The organism is Actinomadura xylanilytica (assembly GCF_030283145.1).
Classification (GTDB): domain Bacteria; phylum Actinomycetota; class Actinomycetes; order Streptosporangiales; family Streptosporangiaceae; genus Spirillospora; species Spirillospora xylanilytica.
Genome location: NZ_JASNWE010000008.1, coordinates 31,522 through 44,100 on the forward strand (window position 1 = coordinate 31,522; position 12,579 = coordinate 44,100).

Below are 12,579 nucleotides of genomic sequence, written 5' to 3' on the forward strand. Positions count from 1 at the left end.
CAGGGGGTCAGACCCACGAGAGGACGCCCTTCTTGCCCGCGTAGACCAGACCGACGGCCAAGAAGGCCAGAAATACGAACATTTCGCCCAATGTCGTCATCCCATAACCAGGGGCGGCGAAAACGGTCGCCCACGGGAAGAGGAAGACGGCGTCCACGGCGAACACGACGTACAGGTAGGCGAACACGTAGTAGCGAACGTACGACTGGGCCCAGTCGCCCTCGACGGGATCGACGCCGCACTCGTAGGTGGCCAGCTTCTCGGCGGTCGGACGGCTCGGGCGCAGCATCCGGTTGGCGGCCAGGCCCCCGCCGACGATCCCCGCGCCGACCAGGAGCAGCGCCGCGACGAGCGCGTACCCGTCGAAATAGTCGTTCACCGCAACCTCCCGGAAGGCGTCCCGTCAAGTATCGCCGAGATACCGATTGAGCGACGCGAGCGCTCAGCGGGTAGGCAAGGATCACATTGCCGGCTCTTTGCTGCACACTAGAGATGCATTTGGGGCCAGATGACCTGGAAGGACGTGACCGGATGAGCAACCCTCCGCCTCCCCCGGGCTGGGATCCCCCGGCCGGTCCCTCTTGGCCGCCGCCCCCGCCGCCCGCGGGACCCGGCGGCCAGCAGGGACCGGGTGGGCCGGGCGGCCCGGGCGGCCCGGGCGGACCCGGCATGCCCGGAGGCGCACCCCCGCCGCCGGGCCCCGGCGGCTACGGCGGGCCTGGAACCCCGCCGCCGTTCTACCCGCCGCCCCCCGGCGGCATGGGCCTGCCCGGCATGCCGCCACCGCCGCCGAAGCGCGGCAACACCGGACTGATCATCGGGCTGATCGGCGGCGGGCTGGTCGTCGTGATCGCGATCGCGGTCGTGGTGTTCGTGGTCGTGTCGGCCGGGGGCAAGAAGCCCGAGGAGAAGCTCAAGGCGGCGGCCGTCTCGCTGGGCGGGTCGCGTGCCCTGGCGCTGAAGGGCGACTTCGGTGGCGGCGCGGACACCCTCCAGGGTGAGCTGACCGTCACCAAGGGCGGCCGGACGACCGGTGAGGTGACCTGGAACAGCGACCAGGTGACCCTGATCTCGGCCGACGGCAAGCTGTACGTCAAGGCCGACGCCGCCTACTGGAAGCGCCAGATCTCCGGGACCGAGCCCCCCTACTACCTCGGCAGCGGCGCGCAGTGGGGCCGGCTCAGCGCCGACAAGCTCGACCTGGACTTCAAGGCCGAGCTGACCCCGGAGGCGCTCGCGACCAAGCTGCGGCAGGCCGCGCTGGCCAAGGTCAAGCCGGTCGAGACCACGCTCCAGGGCACGAAGGTGCTGAAGTTCACCACGATCTCGGCGACGCTGTACATCAGCGACTCCGACGACGCCAAGCTGCTGCGGTACGAGAGCGGGTCGCCGAAGGTCACCGTCGACGTCACGGCCAAGAGCACGAGCGAGGCGTCGGCGTCCATCTCCGACCTGCGCGGCCGGATCGGCGAGCTGAAGGACTCCTTCGACGGATCGGCCCGCCCCACCACCGTCGACTGGAAGAAGGGCGGCTGCAACGGCGACTCCGGCTGCACCGTGGAGGCCAAGATCCGGCCCCCGTTCGGGGCGGAGACGCCGCTCACGATCGACGTGCGGTTCAGCCTCACCGCGGGCACGATGACCGGCCGCGACCTGGGCAACTGCACCACCAGGATCACGGTCAGCAGCTCCACCCCGGTGTGGGCGAGCTGCCGGGTCACCAGCAGCGCGTGGTCGAGCTGGGCCAAGGCCACCGGCGGCACCTACTACAAGCACGTCGACTACAAGGTCATCGGTGCGACCGACAGCGACGTCCAGGGTCTGCTGAGCGGTCTCGACAGTGAGTGAGCGGCCCGGCGGGGCGGTCGCCGCCGGCTGAGGCGGGGCGCCCCGAAGCTCACCGGGTGCCGGACGATGCGCGGTCCTGCTGCGCTTGCGCGCATCGTCCGGCACTCTTGACATGTGTCATGGGATGTCCGGCATGAGCCGGTGGTGAGCAGAGTGGACGCCGAGTGAACGTTGATCAGGAAGGATCGCCGTTTCCGGGGGTCCCGGTCGCGGGCGCGGCCGTCTCCGGCGGTCCGAACCCGCCGGACGGAACGGTCCCCGGCCAGACCGGAGGACCGGCGCCCGGCGGGGCGGGCGCACCTCTCCCCGGCGGCGCCGGAGCGCCCATGCCGGGCGGGCCCGGAGCTTCGGTGCCGGGCGGGCCCGGAGCGCCCATGCCTCAGGGGCCGGAGCCTGGCGGGGCGCGCGCCGCGATGATGCGGCGCCGGCGGATCGTCGCCGGTGCCGGGGCGGCGGTCGTGGTCGTGGCCGCCGCCGTGACGGCCGGGGTCGTCATGACCGGCGACGACCCGAGCGGCAAGCCGGACAAGAAGGCCGGGCCCGCGCCGTCCTCCTGGGTGCAGCAGGCCGCACGGCAGCTCACGGCGAGGCCGGGCCTGCAGTACGCGGGGACGCTGCCCGCGGACGGCCGGCCCGTCCAGGCGCGGCTGCGCGTCACCCGCGCGGGCTCGGCCACCGGGACCCTGACGGCGGCGGGCGGGATGCGCGCCGACGTCGTCACGGCCGACGGCGTCACCTACCTCAAGGCGGGCCCGGCGTTCTGGCGCACCTACGGCGGCGAGGGCGCCCGGCCGGACGTCTACGCGGGCCGCTGGACCAAGGCGCCCGCCTCCATGCCGGGACTGGACGTCGCGGACGTGCTCGGCCCCGAGAAGATCGCCGAGCGGCTGGCCAAGGCGCCGGCCCGGCCGCGCACCGAGAACGTCGCGGGCGTCCCGGCGTACCGGGTCAAGACCCAGGACGCCGACTACTTCCTGACCACCGCCGCGCCGTACCGGCTGGTGAGCGTCCAGGCGGCGGGGCAGGGCGACCCGCGGTTCGCCGTCGCGCCGGTGACCGCCGCCGCGCCGCTGTTCGCCGAGCTGCGCCCGCGGGTCGCGGCGCTCGGCGGCGCCGCCGATCCGGCACTGCGCTTCGCCCCGGGCAAGCTGACGTTCGTCAACTGCGACGAGAACATGAACGGCTGCACGGTGAGCGTGCCCGCCAAGATGACCGCGCCCGACGGGACGGTGCCGTCGGGCGCCCGCGCCGCGCTGCGGGCGACGGTCACGTCCAAGGGCAAGGCGCTCGGGACCTGCACGGGGACGGGCGCGGTGCCGTCCAACCGGGAACTGGTGCTGCGCTGCACGGTGACCGGCCGCACCTGGCGGAACTGGATGCGGCAGGCCCTGGACTCCCCTGGCGCGCACCCGTACGAGGCGCAGGCGCGGGTCGTCGGCGAGGCGGTGTCGGCGGCGGACGTCTCCGGCCTGCTCGCCGGGATCGACCGTGAGCGCGGCGTCGCCAAGGGGGCCGGCGGCAAGAACGCGCCCGGCGCGCCGAAGCCGTGAGGGCGCACCGCGGACGGCTCGCCGCGGCGGCCGTGCGGAGCCTCCGCCCGGCCCCCGGGGGCCGGTTGGGCCGGACGGATTTCGGGCTGTCTATAGTCAAAGCCGTGAACTCCGTGCCACCGGGGAGCTTGGGCTCCCCACCGATCCCCTCGCGGCTCGTGCGGCGGATCCACGTGGATCTGTGCCGCCTGGCGAGCTGCCTGTGTTCGGGATGAACCCGAGAGCCGAGTAGGTCGTACCGGCGGATGGGACCTGCCCGAATCCGCCGGAGTCGCGTGATCTTCCGCCCGGAGTGGTACCTCTTGGACTACAGGGCCACGACCTCCCGAACGCGGGATGTCACATGACGGGCGGAGTGGCGGCCCCGGGAGAGCACGTGCTTCCCGGACATACCATGAAGGTAAGCCTAAGTAGCATCACGATCCTGGGTGCCTCCCCCAGGACGGGTGCTGCGCGTCGAGGAGGTCTTCCTCTGTGACCAAAAAGGTCCAGCAACTCGACCGCGTCATCATCCGTTTCGCCGGTGACTCCGGTGACGGTATGCAGCTGACCGGCGATCGCTTCACCCAGGAGACGGCGGCGTTCGGCAATGACCTGTCGACGTTGCCGAACTTCCCGGCCGAGATCCGCGCCCCGGCCGGGACCCTTCCCGGCGTGTCCAGCTTCCAGCTGCACTTCGCCGACCACGACATCCTGACCCCCGGGGACGCGCCCAACGTCCTGGTGGCGATGAACCCGGCCGCGCTCAAGGCCAACCTCGGGGACCTGCCCCGCGGCGCCGACCTGATCGTCAACACCGACGAGTTCACCAAGCGCAACCTGGCCAAGGTCGGCTACACCGCCAACCCGGTCGAGGACGCCTCGCTCGGCGAGTACCGGGTGCACGCGCTGCCGCTCACCTCGATGACGGTGACCGCGCTCGCCGCCTTCGAGCTGTCCAAGAAGGACGCCGAGCGGGCCAAGAACATGTTCGCGCTCGGGCTGCTGTCGTGGATGTACGACCGTCCGACCGAGGGCACCGTCGGCTTCCTCGAGCGCAAGTTCGCCAAGAAGCCCGAGATCATGAAGGCGAACATCGCCGCGTTCCAGGCGGGCTGGAGCTACGGCGAGACCACCGAGGCGTTCTCGGTGCAGTACGAGATCAAGCCGGCCGAGCACGACCCGGGCCTCTACCGCAACATCACCGGGAACGTCGCGCTGGCATACGGGCTGGTCGCGGCGGGGGTGCAGAGCGGCCTTCCGCTCTACCTGGGCTCCTACCCGATCACCCCGGCGTCCGACATCCTGCACGAGCTGTCCAAGCACAAGCGGTTCGGGGTGCGCACCTTCCAGGCCGAGGACGAGATCGCCGCGGTCGGCGCGGCGCTCGGCGCCTCGTTCGGCGGGTCGCTCGGCATCACCACCACGTCCGGTCCGGGCCTCGCGCTCAAGAGCGAGACGATCGGCCTGGCGGTCGCCACCGAGCTACCGCTCCTGGTCATCGACGTGCAGCGGGCCGGGCCGTCCACCGGGCTGCCCACCAAGACCGAGCAGGCCGACCTGCTCCAGGCCATGCACGGCCGCAACGGCGAGGCGCCGGTCCCGGTGATCGCGCCGCGGTCGCCGTCCGACTGCTTCGACGCGGCGCTGGAGGCGGCCCGGATCGCGGTCACCTACCGCACCCCCGTCATCCTGCTGTCGGACGGCTACCTGGCCAACGGGTCCGAGCCGTGGAAGCTGCCGGACGTGGCCGACCTGCCGACGATCGAGCCCGGCTTCGCCGAGGCCGGCCAGGAGGACTTCCAGCCGTTCAAGCGCGACCCCGAGACGCTCGCCCGGCCGTGGGCGATCCCGGGCACGCCGGGGCTGGAGCACCGGATCGGCGGCCTGGAGAAGGCCGACGGATCGGGCAACATCTCCTACGACCCGGCCAACCACGACCTGATGACCCGGCTCCGCCAGGCCAAGGTCGACGGGATCGCCGCCGACATCGCGCCGCTGGAAGTGGACGACCCGTCCGGCGAGGCGAAGGTGCTGGTCCTCGGCTGGGGCGGCACGTTCGGGGCGATCTCGGCGGGCGTCCGCCGGGTCCGCCGCGAGGGGGGCCAGGTCGCGCAGGCGCACCTGCGGCACCTCAACCCGTTCCCGGCCAACCTCGCCGAGGTGCTCCGGTCCTACGACAAGGTCGTGGTCCCGGAGATCAACCTGGGCCAGCTCGCGCTGCTGCTGCGCGGCCGGTTCCTGGTCGACGTCATCGGCTACAACCAGGTCCGCGGTCTGCCGTTCAAGGCCGAAGAGCTCCAGAACGTGATCCAGGATGTGATCGACAGTGAGTGACGAGGCGATCAACGGAGTGAACGGGCTGAACGGGAACGGGGGGCGCTCCGCGCTCTCGCTGGTGCCCAAGACCGACCAGAAGCAGACCATGAAGGACTTCAAGACCGACCAGGAGGTGCGCTGGTGCCCCGGGTGCGGCGACTACGCCGTCCTGGCCGCGGTCCAGTCCTTCCTGCCCGAGCTCGGCCTGCGCCGCGAGAACATCACGTTCGTCTCGGGCATCGGCTGCTCGTCGCGGTTCCCGTACTACATGAACACCTACGGGTTCCACTCGATCCACGGCCGCGCGCCCGCGATCGCGACCGGGCTGGCCACCTCCCGCCCGGACCTGTCGGTGTGGGTGGTCACCGGTGACGGCGACGCGCTGTCGATCGGCGGCAACCACCTGATCCACGCGCTGCGCCGCAACGTCAACCTGAAGATCCTGCTGTTCAACAACCGGATCTACGGGCTGACCAAGGGGCAGTACTCGCCCACCTCCGAGGTCGGGAAGATCACCAAGTCGACCCCGATGGGCTCGCTGGACTCCCCGTTCAACCCGCTGTCGCTGGCGATCGGGGCCGAGGGCACGTTCGTGGCCCGCACCATCGACTCCGACCGCAAGCACCTCCAGTCGGTGCTGCGGGAGGCCGCCCAGCACGAGGGCACGGCGCTGGTGGAGATCTACCAGAACTGCAACATCTTCAACGACAACGCGTTCGAGCCGCTGAAGGACCCCTCGGTCCGCGACGACGTGACGATCCGGCTGGAGCACGGCGAGCCGATCGTGTTCGGCGCCGAGCGGCAGAAGGCGCTGGTCCGCAACCCGGCCGGGTCGTTCGAGGTGGCGAACGTGGCCGATGTCGACCCGTCCCGGATCGCGGTGCACGACGCGAGCAACCCGGACCCGTCGCAGGCGTTCGCGCTGTCGCGGCTCGACTCGCCGGCGTTCGAGCACACCCCGATCGGCATCTTCCGCAACGTCGACCGGCCGTCCTACGACGAGCTGCTGCGCGGCCAGGTGGACGAGGCGGTCGGGGCGCAGGGCCAGGGCGACCTGGCGGCGCTGCTCGCCAGCGGCGACACCTGGCGCATCGACTGACCCTCGGTTCCGCTCGCGAAGGCCCGGTCCCGTCCGCGGGGTCCGGGCCTTCGCGCGTCACGGGCCGATCACGGCCTGGCGTGGCGCGGGCCCGGCCCGCGGGCCGGGCCTGTCGCGGGCCGAGCACCGGACTATCACGGGGTGAGCACGGCGGGAATCGGGAACGAACCGATGGCCGGGTTCGGTCGGTCACACGCTGCGTGAGCCGGGCGCGTCCTGGAAGACTGGGGAGATCATGCACCCGGGGAGGTGACGATGCGGGTCGTTCCACGCCGCAGCAAGGGTCGTCAAGGCGCGCCCGGCGCCGAGCCCGTCCGCCCCGACGAGCCCACGGTCCCCTCCCCCTCCTCGCCCGTCCAGGTGCGGGCCCCGGTGACCGTCGAGGAGCCGCTGCCGCCGACGCAGCCGCTGGGGCCGTCCGACCTGCCCGGCGCGTCCGACCTGCCCGGCGGGTCCGGCCCGGTGGGACGGCGGGCCGCGAAGAAGGCCGCGCGGGCCGAGGCCAAGGCGGTCAAGCGCGGGCGCCGGAAGGCCGGACGCCGCAAGGGCGGGGACGCCGCCGCGCCCGCCCCTCCGGTGGAGCCCCCGGCGATGCCCGATCCCGACCAGCGGCGCCGGGCCCGTTCGGCCGAACGGCACCGCGCGGCGGCCGAGGCCAAGCGCAGCCGGGCGGCGCAGCGGCAGGGCCTGGCCCGGAAGGGCGGCACCCCCGAGGCCAAGGCGCTGCGGCAGCACCGGTCCGCGCTGCTGGTCATGGTCATCACGCTCGGGCTGCTGATCGCGGCGGTCGCGGTGACCGGCGGGATGATCGCCGGTCAGATGCGGACCCGCCCGGTCGCGCTGGCCGCGCCGCTGCACGTCTACCCGGTGACGCAGACGGCGCCGGGGCAGTGCCCGAACGGGACGCAGGGGGTCAGCGCGCAGGCCGTCGGCGGGATGACCTGCTATCAGATGACGCAGGGCATCGCGATCCGCGAGGTCGCCGACCTGCGGGTGCAGAAGTCGCGGACGGCGGGGAGCGACTACGAGGTCGCGGTCACCCTGCGCAAGGCCGACCGGCGCGCGTTCGCCGCGCTGACCCGCGCGACGGTCGGCCACGACCTGGCGTTCGTGGTGCGCAACACCATCGTCACGCTGCCCCGGGTCGACATGCCGATCCTCGACGGCAAGGTCGTGGTCACCGGCCAGCCGAGCCGCAAGGACGCCGCCCGGCTGATCCGCGCGCTGAAAGGCGGGTAGCCCCCACCGCCGCGGAAGGCGATGGGGGCCGGGGACACGGGATGCCGAGGGCCGCGAAATGCGGGGGCCGCGAAATGCGGGGTCAGATCTCCGGGAGGCTCTCCCCCTGGGCGGCCTGGATCTCCAGCTCGACCTTGAGGCTCTCGCCGACGGCGGAGATTCCCGCCTCCAGGATCTGGTTGAACTTGATCCCGAAATCGGCGCGGCGCAGCTCGGCGGTCGCGCGGAACGCGGCCCGCACCCCGCCCCACGGGTCGGGCCCGGTGCCGAGGTAGGTCAGGTCCAGGTCGACCGGCTGCGTGATCCCGTTGAGGGTGAGGTGGCCGTGCACGGTCCAGTGGTCGGGGCCGAGCGCGGTCAGCCCGAGGCCCTGGTAGTCGATCGCCGGGTGCGCGTCGGCGTGCAGGAAGTCGGCCGAGCGCAGGTGCGCGTCGCGCGTCCCGTTGCCGGTGTCGATGGACGCGGCCTCGATCCGCGCCACCACCCGCGATCCCTCGACCGGCTCGGCGATCTCGATGCGGCCCTCGAACGCGGCGAACCGGCCGCGCACACTGGACAGCCCGAGGTGCTGGGCGACGGCGGCGACGCTGGAGTGCGCCGGGTCGATCGTCCACGGGCCGGGCGGCGGCAGCTCGGTGCCGCCGGCGCGCGCCAGCACCAGTGTGCCGAGGTCGGCGGTGCCGGAGCTGCTCACGATCAGGGTGGACGCGGCGGGCTGGTACCCCATCGCGGTCACGATCACCGTGTAGGTCCCGGCGGGCAGCGGCCCGGCGGTCAGGACGCCGTCCTCCCCGGCCTGCGCGCGCGCCACCTGGCGGCCCATCAGGTCGGTCACCGTGACGATGGCGTGCCGCACCGCCCAGCCGTCCTTGGTCCGCACCGCTCCGCGCAGACCGCGACTCTCATCCATGAACGCCCGTACTCCTGACTTCGCCACTGTGGTCCCTGCCGTCCCGGTGTTCCGGCGTCCGGCGTCCGGTGTTCTGTCGTCCCGCGTCCCGCCGCCTTCGCCCTGCACGCGGCGTGCGGCGTGCGGTGCTGTCCCCGGGGCCGGCGATGGGCGCCGGTCCCGGGATCGCGCCGGTCACTCGTCCGGGTAGCCGAGCTTGAGGTCGTGCCCCTCCTGGCCGCTGCCCGACAGCGACAGCGCGGTGGCCACCGGCGGATAGCCGGAGGCGATCACCGTGTACTGGCCGCCGGTCAGGTCGGTGAAGGCGTACTCGCCGTCCGAACCGGTGATCATCATCGCGACCACGTTGCCGGCCGCGTCGACCAGGGTGACCCGGGCGTCGCCGATCGCCGCGCCGGCCTCGTCGCGGACGGTGCCGCGCACCCGGGCGCCGGGCGGCAGCTCCACGTCGTGCCGGCTCTGCCCGTTGCCGACGATCTCGACCGGCAGCGCGATCGGGCGGTGCGCGGCGGCGCTGACCGCCAGCGTGTAGGTGCCGCTCACCACGTCCTTGAAGGCGTAGTCGCCGTCGGCGCCGGTGCGGCCGGTGCCGACGACCTCGCCGCGGACGTCGGTGACCACGACCATGGCGCCCGCGATCGGGGTGCCGTCGGCGCTGCGGACCGTCCCGGCGAGGCCGCCGTTGCCGGCCAGCAGCAGGTCGAAGTCGACCGGCCGGTCGCCGACGACCAGGGTGGCCGCCTGCGGCTCGTGCTCGCCGGTCGCGGCGATCAGCACGTAGGTGCCGGGGCCGGGCGTCGGCAGCGCGTAGCGGCCGTCGGACTGGGTGATGGCGCGGCCGAGCTGGTGCCCGCCCACGTCGATCAGGGTGAGCGCGGCGGACGGGACGGGGGTGCCGTCGGCGCCGCGGACCAGGCCGCGGATCGGCACGCCCTCCTGGGCGGGCTGCCCGTTCCCGGCCGAGGCCAGGGTGGCCTGCTGGGCGAGCGGCCGGGCCGGCGCCAGATCGGCGGCGCCCGGGGCCGTCCCGTTGGACATGGTCATGTCGCCGGGTACTCCGTTCGCGTTCGAGCCGACGGACACGAGCTCGCCGGCCTCCTGCGCGGTGCCGCGCGCGTGCCCGCCTCCGAGGGCGGCCAGGGGGTCCGCGCCGTGGCCGGGCACGGCGGTGGTCTTGGATGCGGCCGGGACGTCGTCCTGCGGCGGCGCGGGGACGGTCTTGGTCGACGCCGACCCCTTGAGCGGGATCTCCTTGAACGCAAGGACCACGATGAAGCCGAGGACCGCGATGGGGATGCCGACCATGAAGACGGTCTCGAGCGCCTTGGTGAACGATTCGAGCACCAGGTGCTTGAACGGTTCGGGCAGCGCGTGGATCGCGTCCGGCGAGCCGAGCGCGGTGCCGCTGCCCGCGGGCGGGCTGACGTGCGCCGAGGTCAGCGCGTCCGTCAGCTCGGCGGTGAGCCGGTTGCTGAGGATCGCGCCGAACGCGGCGACGCCCATCGCGCCGCCGAGGTTGCGGAAGAACGAGACGCCCGAGGTGGTCGCGGCGAGGTCGGCGGGGGCCGCGGCGTTCTGCGCGGCGAGGATCAGGATCTGGAGGGTCAGGCCGAGCCCGACGCCGAGCACCGCGACGTCCGCGCCGATCACCAGCTTGCTGGAGTCGGTGTGCAGTTGCGAGAGCAGGAACATCGCGGCGGCCACGAAGACCAGCCCGATCACCGGGAAGATCTTCCAGCGGCCGGTGCGGGTGACGATCTGCCCGGACCCGGTCGAGGTGACGAACATGCCGAGCACCAGCGGCAGGGTCATCAGGCCGGACGCGGTGGGGCTCATCCCCTTGACGATCTGGAGGTACTGCGGCAGGTAGATCATGCCGCCGAACATCGCGATGCCGACGCACACCGAGGCGATGCCGGCCAGCACGAAGGTGCGGTTGCGGAACAGCCGCGGCGGGAGGATCGGCTCCTTGGCCGCCCGCTCGGCGAAGACCGCGCCGATCAGCAGCACCGCCGAGGCCCCGCCGAGCGCGTAGCTCCAGGCGGAGTTCCACGCGAACTCCTGGCCGCCGAGCGACAGCAGCAGCATCAGCGTGGTGGCGCTGGCGGTGATGGTGAGCGCGCCGAGCACGTCGATGCTGGTGTTGCGCTTGACCTTCGGCAGCTTGAGCACCCGCTGGATCACCAGGTAGGCGACGATCGCGAGCGGGATGCACACGTAGAAGCACCAGCGCCAGCCGAGGCCGTCGGCGTCCACGATGAAGCCGCCGAGGAGCGGGCCGGCGACGGTGGCGACGCCGAAGACGGCGCCCATGTAGCCGGCGTACCGGCCGCGCTGGCGGGGCTCGACCACGTCGCCGAGGATCACCTGGGCGAGCGCGGACAGGCCGCCGACGCCGAGGCCCTGGAAGGCGCGGGCGGCGATGAGCTGGCCGATGCCCTGCGACAGGCCGGCGCCCACCGAGGCCACCACGAACAGGATCAGCGCGGTCTGGAACATCAGCTTGCGGCCGAAGATGTCCGACAGCTTGCCCCACAGAGGGGTGGAGGCGGTCATGGTGAGCAGCGACGCGCTGGCCACCCAGGAGAGCTGGTCCTGTCCCCCGAGGTCCCCCACGATCGTCGGAAGCGCCGTGCTGACCACCGAGGTGGAGATCATCGCGGTCAGCATCGCCATCATCAGACCGGAGAGGATCCCCAGGATCTGGCGGTGTGTGTAGTGCGGTCGCACTGGCTCCGGCGCCGCCGGACCAAGCGACGCCGTGCTCGGTTGAGCCACCCTGCTGCCCCCAAGGAGAAGTCAATTACCTGTGTTTTGCATATATCCTATGTACACGCATGTTTACTTGCAACTCACTGGATACTGGTACAGGTCTGGGCACACCGGGAGCAAGGACTGACGATGCAGGTCGAGGCAGGGGTCAAGGCACGTCCGAAACGCGACCGGGAGGCCACCCGGCAGCGCCTGCTGGACGCCGCACGCGACCTCTTCGGCGAGCACGGGTACGACGGCGTCACGGTCCGGATGATCGCCGCCTCCGCCGGCGCCAACGTGGCCCTGGTGAACCGCTACTTCGGCTCGAAGGCCGCCCTGTTCGGCGAGGTCCTGGAGGGCGAGTCCGACCTGCGCGCCGTCATCGCCGGACGGGTCCTGAGCCGGGACGGGGTGCCGCTGGCCCGGCGGCTCGCCGAGCACTTCGTCCGGCAGGTCTACCGGGGGCCGGCCACCACCCTGTCGCGGATCATGGACCGGTCGGTGGGCAACCCCGAGGTCAAGGAGATCGTCCGGGAGCACATGAACCGGGTGCTGGTCGAGCCGCTGGTCGAGCAGCTCGACGGCCCGTCCCCCCGGCCGCGGGCGCTCCTCGCCGCGACGATCATCATGGGCGGCGGCCCGGTGCGCCGCATGTGGGGTCTGGACGACCTGCGCGACACCGACCCGGCCGAACTGGCCGACCGGCTGACGGGGATGTTCGAGTACGCCCTCGCCCCGCGCGGCTGACCCGAGCGGCTGACCCGCGCCTGCGTCGCGGTGCGTGGCCGGTTCAGGGAGCCCGAAAGGCCACGGAACGCGACCCCACGGTTACCCAGGGCTGGCGTGTACGTCCTCGGGTGTAACAGCGGGGACAGCCGTAC

General features: G+C 72.6%; 10 protein-coding genes. 7 read left to right on the plus strand and 3 right to left on the minus strand.

All coding sequences use genetic code 11. The features are described from left to right. Positions 1-7 precede the first annotated feature (7 nt). A complete protein-coding gene (locus QP090_RS36125; RefSeq protein ID WP_285944258.1) occupies positions 8-379 on the minus strand; it encodes an NADH-quinone oxidoreductase subunit A in 372 nt (123 codons plus the stop codon). 290 nt (positions 380-669) lie between these two features. Here QP090_RS36125 and QP090_RS36130 point away from each other — a divergent pair, with 290 nt between their 5' ends. The 6 genes from QP090_RS36130 (at position 670) to QP090_RS36150 (ending at position 8,034) form a co-directional block, all read left to right on the plus strand. Continuing rightward, entirely contained in the window at positions 670-1,848 is a 1,179-nt protein-coding gene (locus tag QP090_RS36130) for a hypothetical protein (protein WP_285944259.1), read from the plus strand. A gap of 374 nt (positions 1,849-2,222) precedes the next feature. Then, positions 2,223-3,398: a LolA-like protein gene (locus tag QP090_RS36135; protein ID WP_285944260.1), complete on the plus strand. Its 1,176-nt coding sequence runs from the start codon at positions 2,223-2,225 to the stop codon at positions 3,396-3,398. Positions 3,399-3,511: 113 nt separating this feature from the next. Beyond that, positions 3,512-3,613, plus strand: a complete 102-nt coding sequence (locus QP090_RS37810; protein WP_432763117.1) for a putative leader peptide — start codon at positions 3,512-3,514, stop codon at positions 3,611-3,613. Positions 3,614-3,872: 259 nt separating this feature from the next. Then, complete coding sequence (locus QP090_RS36140; protein WP_285944261.1) at positions 3,873-5,714, plus strand: 2-oxoacid:acceptor oxidoreductase subunit alpha; 1,842 nt, start codon at positions 3,873-3,875, stop codon at positions 5,712-5,714. Continuing rightward, complete coding sequence (locus QP090_RS36145; RefSeq protein WP_285944262.1) at positions 5,707-6,795, plus strand: 2-oxoacid:ferredoxin oxidoreductase subunit beta; 1,089 nt, start codon at positions 5,707-5,709, stop codon at positions 6,793-6,795. Before QP090_RS36140 ends, QP090_RS36145 begins: the two co-directional genes overlap by 8 nt. 255 nt (positions 6,796-7,050) lie before the next feature. Next, positions 7,051-8,034 (plus strand): SecDF P1 head subdomain-containing protein, encoded by a 984-nt coding sequence (locus QP090_RS36150; RefSeq protein ID WP_285944263.1) that lies wholly within the window; start codon positions 7,051-7,053, stop codon positions 8,032-8,034. Between the two features lie 82 nt (positions 8,035-8,116). Here QP090_RS36150 and QP090_RS36155 read toward each other — a convergent pair whose 3' ends face one another. Both QP090_RS36155 and QP090_RS37590 read right to left on the minus strand, forming a co-directional pair. Further along, positions 8,117-8,944 (minus strand): YceI family protein, encoded by an 828-nt coding sequence (locus tag QP090_RS36155; RefSeq protein WP_285944264.1) that lies wholly within the window; start codon positions 8,942-8,944, stop codon positions 8,117-8,119. A gap of 174 nt (positions 8,945-9,118) precedes the next feature. After that, complete coding sequence (locus QP090_RS37590; RefSeq protein WP_349666536.1) at positions 9,119-11,722, minus strand: MFS transporter; 2,604 nt, start codon at positions 11,720-11,722, stop codon at positions 9,119-9,121. 123 nt (positions 11,723-11,845) lie between these two features. Here QP090_RS37590 and QP090_RS36170 point away from each other — a divergent pair, with 123 nt between their 5' ends. Beyond that, positions 11,846-12,445, plus strand: coding sequence for a TetR/AcrR family transcriptional regulator (locus tag QP090_RS36170; RefSeq protein WP_285944265.1), 600 nt, complete (start codon positions 11,846-11,848; stop codon positions 12,443-12,445). Positions 12,446-12,579 lie beyond the last annotated feature (134 nt).

Bases quoted from the DNA above. Each gene is read 5' to 3' on its own strand.
- QP090_RS36130 (WP_285944259.1), top strand. From the start codon at position 670: ATGCCCGGAGGCGCACCCCCGCCGCCGGGCCCCGGCGGCTACGGCGGG.
- QP090_RS36135 (WP_285944260.1), top strand. From the start codon at position 2,223: ATGCCTCAGGGGCCGGAGCCTGGCGGGGCGCGCGCCGCGATGATGCGG.
- QP090_RS36150 (WP_285944263.1), top strand. From the start codon at position 7,051: ATGCGGGTCGTTCCACGCCGCAGCAAGGGTCGTCAAGGCGCGCCCGGC.
- QP090_RS36155 (WP_285944264.1), bottom strand. From the start codon at position 8,944: ATGGATGAGAGTCGCGGTCTGCGCGGAGCGGTGCGGACCAAGGACGGC.
- QP090_RS36170 (WP_285944265.1), top strand. From the start codon at position 11,846: ATGCAGGTCGAGGCAGGGGTCAAGGCACGTCCGAAACGCGACCGGGAG.